The organism is Pseudoruegeria sp. SK021, assembly GCF_002119405.1.
Classification (GTDB): Bacteria; Pseudomonadota; Alphaproteobacteria; order Rhodobacterales; family Rhodobacteraceae; genus Meridianimarinicoccus.
In genome coordinates, this window is sequence record NZ_MTBG01000002.1 from 163,735 (window position 1) to 179,603 (window position 15,869).

At 60.3% G+C, this 15,869-nt stretch carries 19 protein-coding genes; 11 read left to right on the top strand and 8 right to left on the bottom strand.

The genetic code is table 11. From position 1 onward, the window contains the following. The first annotated feature begins 156 nt into the window (after positions 1-156). Entirely contained in the window at positions 157-435 is a 279-nt protein-coding gene (locus tag BV911_RS03295; protein ID WP_205963789.1) for an NAD-binding protein, read from the top strand. Then, a complete protein-coding gene (locus BV911_RS19520) occupies positions 435-581 on the top strand; it encodes a hypothetical protein (RefSeq protein WP_168183966.1) in 147 nt (48 codons plus the stop codon). Before BV911_RS03295 ends, BV911_RS19520 begins: the two co-directional genes overlap by 1 nt. A 3-nt stretch (positions 582-584) precedes the next feature. Here the strand turns inward: BV911_RS19520 and BV911_RS03300 are convergent, their stop codons facing one another. Further along, entirely contained in the window at positions 585-1,052 is a 468-nt protein-coding gene (locus tag BV911_RS03300; protein WP_086052157.1) for an Lrp/AsnC family transcriptional regulator, read from the bottom strand. 141 nt (positions 1,053-1,193) lie between these two features. Here BV911_RS03300 and cysG point away from each other — a divergent pair, with 141 nt between their 5' ends. The 7 genes from cysG to infC all read left to right on the top strand — a co-directional run bounded on the left by cysG (position 1,194) and on the right by infC (position 7,348). Then, positions 1,194-2,606 (top strand): siroheme synthase CysG, encoded by a 1,413-nt coding sequence (gene cysG / locus BV911_RS03305; RefSeq protein ID WP_086052158.1) that lies wholly within the window; start codon positions 1,194-1,196, stop codon positions 2,604-2,606. Then, the gene (locus tag BV911_RS03310; RefSeq protein ID WP_086052159.1) at positions 2,603-2,914 is read left to right on the top strand and encodes a DUF2849 domain-containing protein; all 312 of its coding nucleotides are present in this window, start codon (positions 2,603-2,605) and stop codon (positions 2,912-2,914) included. The genes cysG and BV911_RS03310 overlap by 4 nt, the downstream gene beginning before the upstream one ends. Before the next feature lie 27 nt (positions 2,915-2,941). Then, on the top strand, positions 2,942-4,618 hold the full coding sequence (locus tag BV911_RS03315) for a nitrite/sulfite reductase (protein WP_086052160.1): 1,677 nt from the start codon (positions 2,942-2,944) through the stop codon (positions 4,616-4,618). Beyond that, on the top strand, positions 4,581-5,363 hold the full coding sequence (locus BV911_RS03320; RefSeq protein ID WP_086052161.1) for a phosphoadenylyl-sulfate reductase: 783 nt from the start codon (positions 4,581-4,583) through the stop codon (positions 5,361-5,363). The genes BV911_RS03315 and BV911_RS03320 overlap by 38 nt, the downstream gene beginning before the upstream one ends. Next, complete coding sequence (locus BV911_RS03325; RefSeq protein ID WP_086052162.1) at positions 5,360-5,764, top strand: DUF934 domain-containing protein; 405 nt, start codon at positions 5,360-5,362, stop codon at positions 5,762-5,764. The genes BV911_RS03320 and BV911_RS03325 overlap by 4 nt, the downstream gene beginning before the upstream one ends. Positions 5,765-5,834: 70 nt before the next feature. Then, positions 5,835-6,656: a ferredoxin--NADP reductase gene (locus BV911_RS03330; RefSeq protein ID WP_086052163.1), complete on the top strand. Its 822-nt coding sequence runs from the start codon at positions 5,835-5,837 to the stop codon at positions 6,654-6,656. 146 nt (positions 6,657-6,802) lie between these two features. Next, positions 6,803-7,348: a translation initiation factor IF-3 gene (gene infC / locus BV911_RS03335; RefSeq protein ID WP_086052164.1), complete on the top strand. Its 546-nt coding sequence runs from the start codon at positions 6,803-6,805 to the stop codon at positions 7,346-7,348. Between the two features lie 68 nt (positions 7,349-7,416). Here infC and ureG read toward each other — a convergent pair whose 3' ends face one another. The 7 genes from ureG to BV911_RS03370 all read right to left on the bottom strand — a co-directional run bounded on the left by ureG (position 7,417) and on the right by BV911_RS03370 (position 13,309). Next, positions 7,417-8,034, bottom strand: a complete 618-nt coding sequence (ureG, locus tag BV911_RS03340; protein ID WP_086052165.1) for an urease accessory protein UreG — start codon at positions 8,032-8,034, stop codon at positions 7,417-7,419. A 61-nt stretch (positions 8,035-8,095) separates the two neighbouring features. Further along, complete coding sequence (locus BV911_RS03345) at positions 8,096-8,728, bottom strand: urease accessory protein UreF (RefSeq protein ID WP_086052166.1); 633 nt, start codon at positions 8,726-8,728, stop codon at positions 8,096-8,098. A gap of 28 nt (positions 8,729-8,756) precedes the next feature. Next, complete coding sequence (locus BV911_RS03350; RefSeq protein ID WP_086052167.1) at positions 8,757-9,242, bottom strand: urease accessory protein UreE; 486 nt, start codon at positions 9,240-9,242, stop codon at positions 8,757-8,759. Between the two features lie 28 nt (positions 9,243-9,270). Next, positions 9,271-10,428, bottom strand: coding sequence for a ribonuclease D (gene rnd, locus BV911_RS03355; protein ID WP_086052168.1), 1,158 nt, complete (start codon positions 10,426-10,428; stop codon positions 9,271-9,273). A gap of 90 nt (positions 10,429-10,518) precedes the next feature. Next, positions 10,519-11,112 carry a phosphoribosylglycinamide formyltransferase gene (purN, locus tag BV911_RS03360; protein ID WP_086052169.1) on the bottom strand — a complete coding sequence of 198 codons (594 nt, stop codon included), beginning with the start codon at positions 11,110-11,112 and terminating at the stop codon, positions 10,519-10,521. After that, a complete protein-coding gene (purM, locus tag BV911_RS03365; RefSeq protein WP_086052170.1) occupies positions 11,109-12,155 on the bottom strand; it encodes a phosphoribosylformylglycinamidine cyclo-ligase in 1,047 nt (348 codons plus the stop codon). Before purM ends, purN begins: the two co-directional genes overlap by 4 nt. 95 nt (positions 12,156-12,250) lie before the next feature. Beyond that, complete coding sequence (locus BV911_RS03370) at positions 12,251-13,309, bottom strand: ABC transporter ATP-binding protein (RefSeq protein ID WP_086052171.1); 1,059 nt, start codon at positions 13,307-13,309, stop codon at positions 12,251-12,253. A gap of 226 nt (positions 13,310-13,535) precedes the next feature. Here BV911_RS03370 and BV911_RS03375 point away from each other — a divergent pair, with 226 nt between their 5' ends. Together BV911_RS03375 and BV911_RS03380 are read left to right on the top strand one after the other, a co-directional pair. Continuing rightward, positions 13,536-14,807 carry an ABC transporter substrate-binding protein gene (locus BV911_RS03375; RefSeq protein ID WP_086052172.1) on the top strand — a complete coding sequence of 424 codons (1,272 nt, stop codon included), beginning with the start codon at positions 13,536-13,538 and terminating at the stop codon, positions 14,805-14,807. Between the two features lie 132 nt (positions 14,808-14,939). After that, the gene (locus BV911_RS03380; protein WP_205963788.1) at positions 14,940-15,869 is read left to right on the top strand and encodes a carbohydrate ABC transporter permease; all 930 of its coding nucleotides are present in this window, start codon (positions 14,940-14,942) and stop codon (positions 15,867-15,869) included.

A 15,869-nucleotide genomic window follows, 5' to 3' on the forward strand; every position in this document is an offset into this window, starting at 1 on the left:
CCTCACAACCGGAGACACCAGCATGAATCTGAAAATCGCCCTGATCGGTGCCGGTGCGATGGGCGGTGCCATTGGAACCCGCTTGGTCGAGACTTGACAGACTGTGAATGTCTTTGATCCGAACCCCGATCAAGTCGCCGAAGCGACGCAACCAAAATCCCCCACGTCCTGCGCGCTGGCCGGGCCGACAGTTCGATCCTTCAAGAGTATATGCCGCGCTTTGCCGCCAAAGATTACCGGCGCACCGGCCGGATCTACAATATGGTCAAGGATCTGGACGGTGCGCTGGCTTTGGCCCGACAGACGACCACCGCAATGCCCTCGACTGCGTTATGCGCTGACATTCACCGGATGCTCACCGCAGCGGGTTTGGGCGGCGAAGATCAGGCCGCGCTGATGGAATATTTTAAAGGTCCAGACAAAGAGAGATTTTGATGCTGACCCGTTCCGCCATGTTCGAAGGACAGGTAAAAGATGGCCATGCCGGGGCGGTCCGTCCAGCATGGCATCTGACCGAACAGCCACGGATCGGAAACGCGGATCAGCTTTATGACCGCCGCAGGCTTAGCATCACCCGGTGATGGTCAGTCAAGCACCGGTAGTTCCGTCGTCCATTTGATTTGTTCCATCGACAGCAGCGCGGTGACATTGAAAATTCGGACTTCGGCAATGAGCGATTGATAAAAGGCGTCATAGGCCCGGGCGTTCTTGACCACCACCTTGAGAATATAGTCGATTTCGCCTGCCAAACGGTGCGCCTCTAAGACCTCCGGCCGTGCTTTGAGCGTGGCCAGAAAGGTCTGCTGCCAGTCCGCCTCATGTTCCGATGTCCGGATCAACACGAAAAAACATGCTTCAAGGCCCAATGCCTCGGGGTCGAGAATGACGGTGCTCTGCCCCATGACCTTGGCGTCGCGCAATTTGCGAATACGATTCCACACCGGCGTCTTCGATGACCCGACTTTGCGGGCGATTTCATCCAAACTTTGGGCGGCGTCCCGTTGCAGCTCTGCAAGGATCTTCCGATCAAGTTCATCAATGCGAACGGGCATCCCTTTCTCCTTCCAAAACCAGACGTTCAGTCCATATCACACAGATAAACCGAACGCATGTTCTTATTGGTGGCAGGATATAGCCATATAGGGGGACAGTATTCTATATTCTGTGGAGAAATTGTTCATCGGAAGCCCCACATGAAACACTTCCCGATCTTTGTCGCCGTAGAAGGCCGCCGGATCACCCTGTCGGGCGGCGGCGCGGCAGCTTTGGCGAAATTGCGGCTTCTGTTGAAAACCGAAGCGCATTTGACCGTCTTTTCCGACGACCCCGCCCCCGAAATCGTCGCGTGGGCTGAGGCCGGAAAACTGCAGTTGATCCGGCGCCGGGCGCAGGCGGGCGACGCCCTATGTGCCGTTCTGGCCTACGGCGCCAATGAAGACGCCGCCGAGGACGCGCGCTTTGCGGCGCTGGCCCGGGCCGATGGTGCGTTGGTCAATATCGTCGACAATCTTGAAGACAGCCAGTTTATCACCCCTGCTATCGTCGATCGCGACCCGGTCACGGTGGCCATCGGCACCGAAGGTGCGGCCCCGGTGCTGGCACGCGCCATCAAAGCCGATCTTGAAGATCGCCTGCCAACCGGACTTGGACGTTTGGCCCGGATTGGCAAGGCCTTTCGCAAACACGCGGACCGGTTGCCGATGGGGCGCAAGCGGCGCGATTTCTGGTCAGCGTTCTACTTTAATGACGGCCCTCAAGCCATTGACACTGGTGGCGATCAAGGCGCTGAGGACGCACTACACGCCCTGCTGGATCGGCATCTAACAGCCCGCCCCGCAGCCGGACGCGTCGCGTTTGTCGGTGCGGGCCCGGGCGATCCTGAATTACTGACGCTGAAGGCCCGCAAGGCGTTGGATGGTGCAGATGTGGTGATCCATGACCGTCTCGTCTCGCCCGAGGTATTGGAATTGGTCCGGCGCGAAGCTGATCTGATCTCGGTAGGCAAAGAAGGCTTCGGCCCATCTGTCAGCCAAGACGAGATCAATGCGCTGATGGTCGATCATGCCGCCAATGGCGCGCATGTGGTGCGGTTGAAATCCGGCGACCCGACCGTCTTTGGGCGTCTGGATGAAGAGATGGACGCCTGCGAGGCTGCGGGCATCGCCTTCACCATCGTTCCCGGCATCACCGCAGCCTCTGCGGCGGTTGCCAATGTCGGCCAAAGCATGACCCGGCGCGGCCGCAATTCGGACATGCGCCTATTGACCGGCCATGATGTTGCCGGATTTGCCGATCACGACTGGCAGGCCTTGGCCCGGCCCGGAACCGTGGCTGCGATTTATATGGCCAAGCGCGGCGCGCGGTTCTTACAAGGGCGGTTGATGATGCACGGCGCTGCCGGAGAGACCCCGGTCACCATCGTCGAAAACGCCTCGCGCGCGGACGAGCGTATTCTGAGCACGACGCTGTCCGACCTCGCGGCGGATCTGGCCGACGCCAAACTGACCGGACCGGCGGTCCTTCTGTATGGGTTGGCACCTCGTGCTGCTCTGGCCGCCCTGCCCGACACCATTTTCCGAACGGACATCAAGGAAGCTGCATTATGAGCCGCAAATTCACCCCGAAGATCGTTACCGCGAACGCCCTGCGCGACGGTGATGTGATCTATCTGACCGAAGATGACGGCTGGAGCCCGGATATTGCCAAGGCCGAACTGATCGACGATGAAGCCCATGCTGAAATTCGCCTGATCTTTGCCTCGCAGCAGACCGGCGAGGTGGTCGGTGCCTATCTGGCCGATGCCGTTGCCGATACGAATGGACCCAAGCCTGTGCATTTTCGGGAAGTCTTCCGCAGTCGCGGCCCTTCCAATTATGCCCATGGCAAGCAGACAGTGCAGCAGGACCGGGCTTAAGCCCACCTGCCGAACAGGAGACCCAGAATGTACACTTACAACGAGTTCGACGAAGCCTTTGTCCGGTCGAGGGTCGCCCAGTTCCGTGCCCAGGTCGCCCGTCGTTTGGACGGATCGCTGACCGAAGACGAATTTAAGCCTCTGCGCCTGATGAACGGCGTCTACCTGCAATTGCACGCCTATATGCTGCGGGTGGCGATCCCCTATGGCACGCTGAATGGTGGCCAGATGCGCCAGCTGGCCTATTTGGCCGAGCGGTTCGACAAAGGCTATGGCCATTTCACCACCCGGCAGAACATCCAGTACAACTGGCCCAAGCTTCCCGACATCCCCGACATGTTGGACGCGCTGGCCGATGTGCAGATGCATGCGATCCAGACCAGCGGCAACACCATCCGCAACGTGACCGCCGATCACTTCGCCGGCGCCGCGGCTGACGAGATCGAGGATCCGCGTCCGGTGGCCGAATTGCTGCGTCAGTGGTCCACCGACCATCCCGAATTCCAGTTCCTGCCCCGCAAGTTCAAGATCGCTGTTACCGGCAGTCCGAACGACCGGGCCGTGACCCGCGCCCATGACATCGGCCTGCGCATGGTGCGCAATGCCGCTGGCGCGCCGGGCTTCGAAGTGCTGGTCGGCGGTGGCTTGGGTCGGACCCCGATGATCGGACAGGTGGTGCGTGACTTCCTGCCCAAGGCCGATCTGCTGCCCTATTGCGAAGCCATCGTCAGCGTCTACAATCTGCTGGGTCGGCGCGACAACAAGTACAAGGCGCGCGTCAAGATCACCGTGCACGAGAACGGTCTGGAAACCATCCGCGATCTGGTCGAGCAGCGGTTCGCCGAATTGCGGCCGCTGTTCTCTGGGGTGGATCAAGACCAGTTGGCCGCCATTGAGGCCCAGTTTGCCGCCCCCGCCTTTGTTTCCCGCACGACTGCCGCCTTTGACGCGACTTATGCCACCGATCCGGTTTTCCGGTCATGGGCCGACACCAATCTGGCAGAACACCGGGCCGCGGGCTATGCGATTGTCTCGGTCTCGCTCAAGGCGCATGGCGCAACGCCGGGGGATGCGACCGCCACGCAAATGCGGGTCCTGGCCGATCTGGCCGAACGCTTTGGCCATGACGAGTTGCGCATCAGCCACGAGCAGAACGTGATCCTGCCCCATATCCATAAAGCCGACTTGCCTGCGGTACATGCCGCCCTCAAGGCCGAAGGTCTGGCGACGGCGAATATCGGGCTTGCCTCGGATATCATCGCCTGCCCGGGGATGGATTACTGCGCGCTGGCAACGGCCCGGTCGATCCCGGTTGCCCAAGAACTGGCCCTGCGGTTCGACGAGTTGAAGGTCGAGCATGATATCGGCGCGCTGAAGATCAAGATCTCGGGCTGCATCAATGCCTGTGGCCATCACCATGTCGGCCATATCGGCATTCTCGGGTTGGATCGGGCCGGCGTCGAAAATTATCAGATCACGCTGGGCGGCGACGGCACCGAAACCGCCGCCATCGGCGAACGCACCGGCCCCGGTTTCGCCTATGACGAGATCGTGCCAGCGGTTGAGCGGTTGATCGAGGCCTATATGGAGATCCGCGAAGGAGCGGATGAGACCTTCCTGCAGACCTATCGCCGGCTCGGCATGGCGCCGTTCAAGACCGCGCTGTATGGGGAACAAGCCGGGGGGCGGGCCCGTGCCGCTTGAAGCCCCACTGGCCCTGTTGCCAGAACGTGTCGCGCATTTGAACCGGCGCTACCGGCATCATTCCGCGACATCGGTTTTGGAACGGGCGGTCACCGACCCACAGGTCGGGCGGATTACCTTGGTGTCAAGCTTTGGCGCGGAATCGGTGGTGTTGCTGCATTTGGTCTCGGTGATCGACCGCAGCCTTCCGGTGCTGTTCATTGACACCCAGATGCTGTTTCCGGAAACCTTGGCCTATCAGGCCGAGGTTGCGGCGAAACTTGGCCTGAGCAATCTTCAATTGATCCGCGCCAACACCGACGACCTCGGCCTTGAGGATCCGGACGGCACCCTGCATCAGCGCAACACCGATGCCTGCTGCGACCTGCGCAAGACCCGCCCGCTGGAACGGGCGCTGTCAGGCTATGACGCGTGGATCACTGGCAGAAAGCGGTTTCAGGCTGGCACCCGTGCCGCGCTGGATTTCTTTGAAGAAGACGGCGCCCACCGGATCAAGGTCAATCCCTTGGCTCATTGGGCACCGCAGGATATTCAGGACTATATGACCAACAACCGGCTTCCCCGGCATCCGCTGGTCGCCAAAGGCTATCCCTCGATCGGCTGCGCCCCCTGCACCAGCCCGGTCAAACCCGGCGAAGACCCGCGCGCCGGGCGCTGGCGCAACAGCGCCAAGGAAGAATGCGGCATACATTTCGTGAACGGCAAGATGGTGCGCGGACCTCTGTCGCAAGGAGAAACGGCATGAGCGTGATTGTAACGGATACCGGCTTTGGCCCTGACACATGGACCCAAGGGTTCGCCGCGCTGGCCGAGGGTCAGTCCGGCGCCGCGCTGGATGTTGCCAGCGATGCCGACCCAGCGACGCTGGCCGCAACGCTGGCGGACATCCCGATGATTCGGATCGATTTTCCCAGCTTTGCCGATGGCCGGGGCTTTACCATCGCCCGCCGTTTGCGCCTGATGGGATTCACCGGCCGCCTGCGCGCCCGGGGCCATGTCTTGGCCGATCAATACGCCATGGCGCGCCGGTCAGGCTTTGACGAAGTTGAAATCAGTGCAGAACTGGCCGCCCGCCAACCCGAACCACAATGGCTGGCCCGCGCGGACTGGCAGGCGCACGACTATCAGTCGCGCCTGCGGGCCTGACAGGCCCCTAGGATCTTACCCAGTTTACCGATACCCAGAAGGGCGAGGCTCCGGCCTTGCAATGTGACCCATGAATGAACGCACCCAAGTGACCGACGCAACGCCCGTAAAAGCCCTGCCCGACGCCCAGACCGTGACAGAGGTTCAGCATTATTCCGACCGGCTGTTCCGGTTCCGCGTAACCCGCCCGAAATCCCTGCGATTCCGGTCCGGTGAATTTGTGATGATCGGCCTGTTGAAAGACGATGGCCGCCCGCTGTTGCGCGCCTATTCCATCGCCTCGCCCGCATGGGACGACGAGTTGGAATTCTACTCGATCAAGGTGCAAGACGGTCCGCTGACCTCGCGCCTGCAACATCTCAAGGTCGGCGATCAGATCATTTTGCGGCCCAAGCCGGTCGGCACGCTGGTTCATGACGCCTTGGTTCCCGGCAAGCGGTTGTGGTTCTTCTCGACCGGCACCGGCATCGCGCCGTTTGCCTCGTTGATCCGCGAGCCGCAGACCTATGAAGACTATGATCAGATTATCCTGACCCATACCTGCCGCGATGTGGCCGAACTGACCTATGGGCGCGAGTTGGTAGACAGCCTGAAGACCGACGAGTTGATGCAAGAGCTGTTGGGCGACGCGATCAACAAGCTGGTGTACTACCCCACCACCACCCGCGAGCAGAGCCCAAAGATGGGACGGATCACCACGCTTTTGGACGACGGCACGTTGTTCCGGGAACTGGGCATCGACGGCATGTCCGCCGAGACCGACCGGGCCATGGTGTGCGGATCGATGGGGTTGAACACGGATTTAAAGCGCATACTTGAAGGGTTCGGTTTGCGCGAAGGCGCCAATTCCGACCCTGCCGAGTATGTGGTGGAAAAGGCCTTTGTCGGCTGACCGGTCATGTTGACGCTTGCGCAAGAAAAACACGCGTGCAACGTAAACTTGTGCTATTGTTCCGCGCGATACCCGGTTGTGTTCGCGCGGTCACCCGTTTAACACATTCGGACCCTGACGACTGAAATCATCGAAGGAACTCAAACATAGCCCGCAGACCTCACAATGCCCCGCCGACTCGTGAAAGCGGCCCTCGCGTCAACGACCGAATTCGGTCGGACCAGATTCGTCTGATCGGCGCCGAAGGTGAAAACGTCGGTGTGACCACACCTGCGCAAGGCATGGTGCTTGCCGAACGTGCCGGTCTTGATCTGGTGGAAATCTCACCGAACGCCGATCCGCCCGTGTGTAAAATCATGGATTTTGGCAAGTTCAAATACGAGAACCAAAAGCGCGAAGCCGAAGCCCGCAAAAAGCAGAAGATCATCGAGATCAAGGAAATCAAGTTCCGTCCGAACACTGATATCCATGATTACGAAGTGAAGATGCGGAGCGTGTTCAAGTTTCTTGAAGGCGGCGACAAGGTGAAAATCACCTTGCGGTTCCGCGGCCGGGAAATGGCGCACCAGAATTTGGGTCGGGACTTGCTGCTGCGCGTAGCCGAAGACACCAAAGAAATCGGCAAAGTCGAAAACATGCCGAAGATGGAAGGCCGTCAGATGATTATGCTGATCGGACCTCTCGCCAAATAAATCCGTGCAAACGGAACGATGCCATAAGGCCCGGATAATTCCGGGCCTTTTTGCTGTCGGGCACCGCGTTATCGGGCCGGAAGCCCGCCCTCGCGGATGATGAAATCGACCACCTCTGGCACGCCGATACCGGCCTTCAATGCCGCCAGCACGAAAGGTCGCATCCCGCGCGCCCGTTCGGCATCCTGCTGAAGCAGCTCGGTCGAGACCCCCACATACGGCGCGAGATCGGTTTTATTGATGACCAGAAAATCTGACCGCGTTACCCCCGGCCCCTTTTTGCGCGGAATGTCCTGCCCTGCTGCCGTGTCGATCACATAGATCGTCAGGTCGGCCAGTTCCGGGCTGAAGGTCGCGGCCAGATTATCTCCGCCGCTTTCGATCAACACCACATCGAGGTCGGGAAACGCGGCTTCCAGATCCGCCAGCGCCGCCAGATTGATCGACGCATCCTCGCGGATCGCCGTATGCGGACAGCCACCGGTTTCGACACCGCGAATGCGGGCTTCCGGCAGGGCCTGGGCCCGAACCAAATAATCAGCATCTTCGCGGGTGTAGATATCGTTGGTGATCACCGCGAGCGAATATCGGTCCGACAAGGCCCGGCACAGCTGCTCGGTCAGGGTCGTTTTTCCGGCGCCAACCGGCCCCCCGATTCCCACCCGCAACGGTCCATTCAGTGCCATGATCTTTCCTTTTCGAACTGTAATGATCTTGGGCCAACGGCGTCCGCCCGATGTCAGGATGTCAGCTTAGAAACAGGCGAACGTCCTGCGTTTCATGCTGCATCGCCGCGAGATCGCCGCGAAAGACCGACGTGGCCAGATCCTCTGGCGTAGCGTCCGATGCGATCTCTGCAAGCCGGGCAATCAGCGGCGCGGCCTTGGCCAGCACCCGTTGGCCAGCGGTCTGTCCCAACGGCACGATCCGGGTTGCAATCGCCGTCACATTCCCGGCAAACCCCTGAAGATACAGGGCGGCCACCGTCGCCGTCGGCAGCGACAGCCGCCGCGCCTGAACGCCGACCGCAATCGGCAGTGGCAGCGCGGGCAGGTCCGCGTTCAGGATCGCATTGGTCGTTGCCGCAAAGGCCGTGCCTTGGGCGCGCGTTTCCTGCCACCGTTCCTTGCTTGCGGCCAATGCCGCCGCCAGATCGGCCAGGTCTTCCGGCGCCATCACGCCGCGATGCGCCAACCCCAACATGATTGCATCACTGCGCCCGGCGCCGAATTCCAGTGTATCGCAAAGCCATGTAAACATATCGGCCTCATTGCTGACGTCGCCGGCGGCAATGGCCCAATCTAACCCGTGCGAATACGCAAACCCGCCCACCGGAAATGCCGGTGACAACCATTGCGTCAGACTGAGCAGGTCCCGCATGTCACCGGAGTGCGGCGCAGATACGCCCTCAGTGGGCATGAGCGTGGGCGTGGGCGTCATCGGGGCCTTGACCATGCGGCATTGTCCGGCCAAGCCCATAGGCACCGCCCTCGGGTAAAAACGGCGCGGTCACATGGGTCAATTCAGCCCCCAAACCGTGCAGCATCTTGGCCAACACGTGGTCGTCCAGAATGCGCAGATGATCGGGACCGATCTGGCAGGGGGTATGGCGATTGCCGATATGCCACGCCAGCCGCGCCAGCGGGCCGCGCACTTCGATCAAGGGTTCAGGCGCGGCCTGAACCCCGATACGCAGGCCGTTATCCAGCACCAAAACCGCCCCATCGCCCAGATTGGTCGTCTTCGCCAGATCAACGAGAAAGGCGGTGCCCGCATCGGACACCAGCCGCTTGCGGCGCAAGAAGCGGCCATCATAGGTCAACGCCACTTGATCGCTGACCGGTCCTGCCGCAGCAATATCGATCACACGAGGTAAAGTGTCCTGATCGCTCATGGCATCCATTTCCCGGCGCAGGGCCCGCTTAAAGATTGATAATGCGTACGGATCCGCCCTTGGCTGCAAGGGCCACCTTACCCGCACACAGCCGCAGCGCATCGTCCCCGAAGACTTCGCCACGCCAGCCGCGCAATGCCATCACATCCCGCTCACCGGCCGCAATTAAATCCAGATCAGACGAGGTCGCGATGAGTTTTTGGGCAACAGATGACTGTTCTGCCTTCGCCTTCAGCAAAACGCGCAACAGATCGGCCAAGGCAGGATCGACATTCAACTTGTCCCGACTGCGATCCGGCTGCGGCGCAAGGTCGGTCGGCATCGCCACGCCACGGGCCACGGCGGCAAGTATTGCGTCGGCCAGATCGCCTTTACGGGCCTCACGTTGCAACAACCGCGACCGTCCCAGATCGGTCAGATTGGCCGGTTTGGTCGATGCCAGTTCGATCAGAACGTCGTCCTTGAACACCCGGCTGCGCGGAACATTGTTGGTCTGCGCATAGTTTTCACGAAATGCGGCAAGTTCCTTGACGATCGCCATGAACCGGGCCGACGAGGTGCGGGTCTTAACGCGCTTCCACGCATCATCCGGCGCGATCTCATAGGTCTCGGCACGGGTCAGCACTTCGATTTCTTCGTCGACCCATTTGCTGCGGTTCTGCCGCTTCAATTCTGCCGCCAGAAACTCATAGACACCGCGCAGATGGGTCACATCGGCCAATGCATATTCTTTCTGAGCGTCAGTCAGCGGGCGTCTGCTCCAGTCAGTGAAGCGCGACGACTTGTCGACCTGATGGTTCACGATCCGCTTGACCAAGGTCTCGTAACCGACCTGTTCGCCAAAACCGCAGACCATGGCCGCGACCTGGGTATCGAACAACGGCTTCGGAAAGACCTTTCCGTCGAAGTAGAAAATCTCAAGATCCTGCCGCGCCGCATGGAACACCTTGACGACACTGGTGTCGCGAAACAGATCGTAGAGCGGATCAAGACGCATGCCGTCGACCAGCGGGTCCACCAGTACTGCGTTCTCGTCGCCCTTGCCCGGATAGGCCAGTTGCAACAGGCAGAGTTGCGAATAATACGTCCGCTCACGCAGGAACTCGGTATCAATCGTTACATAGGGGTGGTTGCGGGCTTCGGCACAAAATTCCGCAAGCTGTTCGGTTGTGGTCAGGGTTTTCATTTATGTCCAGATACAATGCGTTAACCGGCCAATCAGGCGCTACTTCTTCCTCTAAGTAATCGATTTACCCGGCGATGAACAGGTCTGGCGTCACGTCAGGTCAATCCGGCTGCGATCCCCGCCAGCAAAGCGCCGCAAGACCTGCGGATAGAGGCTGTGTTCCAGCGGCAGCAACTTCGAGGCCAGCGTGTCGGGCGTATCGTCCGATGTAACGGTCAGCCGTGCCTGCCCCAAGATCGGACCACCATCCAACTCTGGCGTCACCTCATGCACAGTGCATCCATGTTCGGCATCGCCCGCCTCCAATGCCCGCGCATGGGTGTGCAGCCCGCGGTATTTCGGCAGCAGCGATGGGTGGATATTCAGCATTTTACCCGACCAAAGGGTCACAAATTCCGGCGTCAGCACCCGCATGAAGCCCGCCAGACACAAGATGTCGGGCTGGGTCTGCAACAACACCTGCTGCAACTCAGCCTCAAAGGCCGCGCGGTCACCCTGAAATCCGCGATGATCGACCACCGCCGTCGGAATACCCATCTCGGCGGCGCGGGACAGACCGCCCGCCTCGGGGCGGTTCGACAGGACCAGCACAGGGCGCGCGGGGAAATCCCCGGTCATCGCCTGCGCCAGCGCCACCATATTGGTGCCGCCGCCTGAGATCAGGATCGCAACGCGTTTGGTCACGCCAGCGTGCCCCGGTACTGAATGCCCGGGTTGGCAGTGACCTGCCCCAGTACAACCACGGTTTCGCCCGCCTCGCTGAGGACGCGCGTCAATGCGTCGGCCTGATCCGCCGCGACCACAAGGGTCATGCCGATCCCAGCATTAAAGGTCTTTAGCATCTCGGCTTGGTCTAGGCCGCCCATATCGCGCAGCCAGGCAAAGACCGGCGGCAAGGTCCATGCGGTCAGATCGATCTCTGCGCCCAACCCATCGGGCAGAACGCGCGGCAGGTTCTCGGTCAGACCGCCACCGGTGATATGCGCCAGCGCATGCACGCCGCCGGCCCGGATCGCCGCCAAAGCCGCCCGGACATAAAGCCGGGTTGGCGTCAACAACGCTTGTCCCAACGGTCCGTCAGTAAACGGCGCATCCGCGTCCCAGCCAAGGCCCGAGACTTCAACAATCCGGCGGACCAGCGAATAGCCGTTGGAATGCACCCCGTCCGAGGTCAGCCCCAACACCACATCGCCCGCGGTCACATTTGCAGGCAGGGTCTGCCCACGCTCAACCGCGCCGACGGAAAATCCGGCCAGATCGAAATCACCAGCATGGTACATCCCGGGCATTTCCGCGGTCTCGCCGCCGATCAGGGCACAGCCCGATTGGGTGCAACCCGCAGCGATGCCTTCGATGATCGTTGCCGCCGCAGCGGAGTCGAGCTTTCCGGTGGCGAAGTAATCCAGAAAGAACAGCGGCTCGGCCCCTTGGCACACCAGATCATTGACGCACATCGCCACCAGATCGATCCCGATGGTATCCAGAACGCCGGTATCGATGGCAATCCGCAGCTTGGTGCCAACACCGTCGGTGGCCGCCACGAGGATGGGATCCTGATACCCGGCCGCCTTCAGATCAAACAGCGCGCCAAACCCGCCCAAACCTGACATCACGCCCGCGCGCGCCGTTGCTGCGGCAGCGGGCTTGATCCGCTCAACCAGAGCATTGCCAGCGTCGATATCGACCCCGGCTTCCGCGTAGGACAGACCATTCTTGCCGCTGCTCATGGGCGTGCTCCTTGCCATAAAAATCTCTTGGCGTCGCCGTAGCGCAAGAGGCCGGAAAAGAAAAGCCGTCTGGTCCCCGGACGGGGTGTTCCAGCCTAGCGGATCCGGCGTTCGGTTGCGGCGTCAAACAGCATGGCACGGGCCGGGTCAAAACTTAACCCAACCGCCGCGCCACGGGCCGATCGGTCATCCCCGCGCTCTTCGACAATCAGCTTTTCGCCGGTCTCGGCGGTCAGATAGGCATAGGACACCCCGCCCAGCGCCTCGGTCAGCTCCACACTGTGGGACACACCGGCCGGATCGATCACCAAGTGTTCTGGCCGAACCCCAAGGATCACCTTGGTCCCCGCTGCAGGCAAGGTCATCGACAGCGGGACATCCGCCTGAAGCCCGGGCACCGTGACATAGCCATCCCCCACCGTTCCTTGCAGAAAGTTCATCGCCGGAGAGCCAATAAACCCGGCCACAAACCGGCTGTCGGGATCGCGATAGAGGTCAAGCGGCGCGCCAACTTGTTCAATATGGCCTGCGCGCAGCACCACGATCTTATCGGCCAGCGTCATCGCTTCGACCTGATCATGGGTCACATAAATCATCGTCGCGCCAATTTCTTTGTGCAGCCGCGCGATTTCCACCCGCATCTCAACCCGCAACTCGGCGTCGAGATTGGACAACGGTTCGTCGAACAGAAACACTTCCGGGCCGCGCACAATGGCCCGGCCAATCGCCACACGCTGCCGTTGCCCGCCCGACAGCGCCGCAGGTTTCCGTTTCAGATAATCATCAAGCTTCAGAATGCGCGACGCCTCTGAAACCTTCGCTTCAATCTCGGTCTTGGGATGGCCGTTCATCTTCAGGCCGAACCCCATATTCTCTTTCACCGTCATATGCGGGTAAAGCGCATAGGTCTGAAACACCATCGCCACGCCGCGTTCGGCAGGGTCCATCCGGGTGACTTCGCGATCCCCGATTCGGATCGCGCCGCCGGTGGTTTCCTCCAGCCCGGCGACCATGCGCAACAGCGTCGACTTTCCGCAGCCCGACGGTCCGACGAAGACACAGAATTCCCCGTCGTCAATTTCAAGATCGACCCCATGGATCACTTCGACATCGCCGTATTTCTTGATCACGTTGCTCAGTGTGACGCCTGACATGTCTTTCCCCTCCACAAGGTCTGATCGCGCGCGCTTTGGGTCCTCGCGGCCTCTCTGCGGTGGCGGTCATCTGGTGACCACATGGGCAGCCGCGCCCCTCAGCTGTCACCCGGGACTCCCCGAGGAAACTGTTGACATGCATAGGCGAGTCGTGTTCAGTTTTCAATATGTAAAACTAGGTTTCATTATGTGAAACCAATTTTACGAACCACTTAGGGAGGAAACCATGCGGTTCAAACTCAAAGCGTCGCTGGCGGCGCTTGCAACAACGGCAATCGTAACGACCGGGGCCCATGCGGCAAGCCACAGTGAAGCGCTGAGCGGCGATTTCGTGATCTTTTCTGACATGTCCAATCCGGCCCCCCGCGCTGTGATCGAAGGCCTTGCCGCCCAATTCGGCGAAATGCACCCCGACCTGAACATTGAAGTCACGATCATCGACCGCGATGCCTATAAAACTCAGATCCGCAACTTCCTGACCGCAAATGCGCCGGATGTGGCCAATTGGTACGCGGCAAACCGGATGCTTCCTTATGTGAAAGCGGGCCTGTTCGAAGATGTGTCCGACCTCTGGGAAGAGCCGCAGTTCGCCGATCAACTGGCCTCGACCAAAGGCGCGCTGACCATCGACGACAAGCAATGGGGCGTGCCCTACACCTACTACCAGTGGGGCGTGTATTATCGCAAAGACCTGTACGAGCAGTACGGCCTGACGGAACCCACCACCTGGGAAGAGGAAAAGGCCAACTGCCAGGTTCTGCTCGACAATGGCATCAAGTGCTACACGCTGGGATCCAAGAACTTTTGGACCACTGGCGGCTGGTTCGACTATCTGAACCTGCGCACCAACGGCTATGATTTCCACGCGCAACTGACCGCAGGCGAAATCCCGTGGACTGACGACCGCGTCAAAGCCACCTTCGCCAACTGGCGTGAGCTTTTGGACATGGGCGCGTTCATCGACAACCACACCGCCTATAGCTGGCAAGAATCGCTGCCGTTCATGGTGCAAGGTCAGGCTGCGGCCATCTTGATGGGCAACTTCGCCGTGGCACCGCTGCGCGATGGTGGTCTGGATGACAGCAAGCTCGATTTCTACCAGTTTGTCGAAATCACCCCCGGCATCGAACTGGCCGAGGACGCGCCGACCGACACGTTCCACATCCCGTCACAAGCCAAGAACAAGGACGCGGCACGCGCCTTCCTGAAATTCGTCACCTCGCCCGAAGTACAGACGGCGATCAATGCCGGTGACGCTTTGGGGCAACTTCCCGTCAATTCGGCGGCGGGCGTCGATGATGACAAGTTCCTGATCGAAGGCTTCGAGATGCTGTCGGAAAACAGCCCCGGTGGCGTGGCGCAGTTCTTTGATCGCGATGCAGATGCCCAGATCGCCCAGATCGGCATGGAAGGCTTTCAGGAATTTATGGTGAAGCCTGACAATCTGGACAAGATCCTCGACCGGATCGAAAAAGTGCGCCAACGCGTCAACAAATAACCGCCACACGGTCGGGGCATCCGTGCCCCGCCCGTCCTTGCGGGATGCCAACGCTCGGCCTGCGCCCTTCCTAAGGCGACGCAGGCCGACCCGCATCCGCCCCCGCTCATCCGCGACTGAATGAGGTTTGCGATGCCATCGACCGCCCTTCCCCATACTGACCATGCGCCGCCACCCCGGTCGTGGTACAAGCGCAACGAAATCCGGGTCACGCCGTGGCTGTTCCTTGCCCCCGGCATTCTGTTTTTTATGGTCTATGTGATCATCCCGATCTTTCAGAGCTTCAGTATCTCGCTCTACGAATGGGACGGGCTGAGCGACGCGTATTTCATCGGCCTCGAAAACTATCGCGAGTTGTGGGACGACGATGCTTTCTACACCTCTTTGCGCAACAACCTGCTGTGGCTGGTCCTCTATCTGCTGGCGATCCCGGCGGGGCTGCTGATTGCCCTGTTCCTGAATCAGACCGTCACCGGCATCCGGCTGTACAAGTCCCTGTTCTTCTTTCCCTTCGTGATCAGTCAGATCGTTGTCGGTCTGGTCTTTTCGTGGTTCTACGATCCGTCCTTCGGGCTGTTGAACGTGATCCTCGGCTATGTCGGCTTGGGGCCGATCAATGTCTTGGGCGACGAGAATTTCGTGAATTACGGCATCATCGCCGCCGGTCTTTGGCCGCAGACCGCCTATTGCATGATCCTGTATCTGACCGGTCTGAACGCCGTTGATCCCGAACAAGTCGAAGCCGCCCGTCTGGACGGCGCCAAGGGGTGGAAAATGCTGTGGTACGTGATCGTGCCACAACTGAAGCCCGCGACCTTCATTGCCTTCGTCGTAACCATCATTGGGGCGCTGCGGTCGTTCGATCTAATTTCAATCATGACCAATGGCGGCCCGTTCGGCGAAAGCCGGGTGCTGAGCTTTTACATGTTCGAGGTGGCGCTATCGGAATATGGCTTCCGCATGGGGTATGGCGCGGCCATCGCCGTGATGCTGTTCCTGATCATGCTGCTGTTCATCTCGTACTTCCTGTACGCGATGTACAAAGACGAGAAGGGCCACTGA

Excerpts from the sequence above, each read along its gene's own strand:
- BV911_RS03370 (WP_086052171.1), bottom strand. The coding sequence starts at position 13,309 with ATGTCAGGCGTCACACTGAGCAACGTGATCAAGAAATACGGCGATGTC.
- ureG (WP_086052165.1), bottom strand. The coding sequence starts at position 8,034 with ATGGCACTGAATGGACCGTTGCGGGTGGGAATCGGGGGGCCGGTTGGC.
- BV911_RS03315 (WP_086052160.1), top strand. The coding sequence starts at position 2,942 with ATGTACACTTACAACGAGTTCGACGAAGCCTTTGTCCGGTCGAGGGTC.
- BV911_RS03310 (WP_086052159.1), top strand. The coding sequence starts at position 2,603 with ATGAGCCGCAAATTCACCCCGAAGATCGTTACCGCGAACGCCCTGCGC.
- purM (WP_086052170.1), bottom strand. The coding sequence starts at position 12,155 with ATGAGCAGCGGCAAGAATGGTCTGTCCTACGCGGAAGCCGGGGTCGAT.
- BV911_RS03380 (WP_205963788.1), top strand. The coding sequence starts at position 14,940 with ATGCCATCGACCGCCCTTCCCCATACTGACCATGCGCCGCCACCCCGG.
- BV911_RS03345 (WP_086052166.1), bottom strand. The coding sequence starts at position 8,728 with ATGCGGGACCTGCTCAGTCTGACGCAATGGTTGTCACCGGCATTTCCG.
- BV911_RS03320 (WP_086052161.1), top strand. The coding sequence starts at position 4,581 with ATGGGGAACAAGCCGGGGGGCGGGCCCGTGCCGCTTGAAGCCCCACTG.
- BV911_RS03300 (WP_086052157.1), bottom strand. The coding sequence starts at position 1,052 with ATGCCCGTTCGCATTGATGAACTTGATCGGAAGATCCTTGCAGAGCTG.
- BV911_RS03350 (WP_086052167.1), bottom strand. The coding sequence starts at position 9,242 with ATGAGCGATCAGGACACTTTACCTCGTGTGATCGATATTGCTGCGGCA.
- rnd (WP_086052168.1), bottom strand. The coding sequence starts at position 10,428 with ATGAAAACCCTGACCACAACCGAACAGCTTGCGGAATTTTGTGCCGAA.
- BV911_RS03325 (WP_086052162.1), top strand. The coding sequence starts at position 5,360 with ATGAGCGTGATTGTAACGGATACCGGCTTTGGCCCTGACACATGGACC.
- BV911_RS19520 (WP_168183966.1), top strand. The coding sequence starts at position 435 with ATGCTGACCCGTTCCGCCATGTTCGAAGGACAGGTAAAAGATGGCCAT.
- BV911_RS03375 (WP_086052172.1), top strand. The coding sequence starts at position 13,536 with ATGCGGTTCAAACTCAAAGCGTCGCTGGCGGCGCTTGCAACAACGGCA.
- cysG (WP_086052158.1), top strand. The coding sequence starts at position 1,194 with ATGAAACACTTCCCGATCTTTGTCGCCGTAGAAGGCCGCCGGATCACC.
- BV911_RS03330 (WP_086052163.1), top strand. The coding sequence starts at position 5,835 with ATGAATGAACGCACCCAAGTGACCGACGCAACGCCCGTAAAAGCCCTG.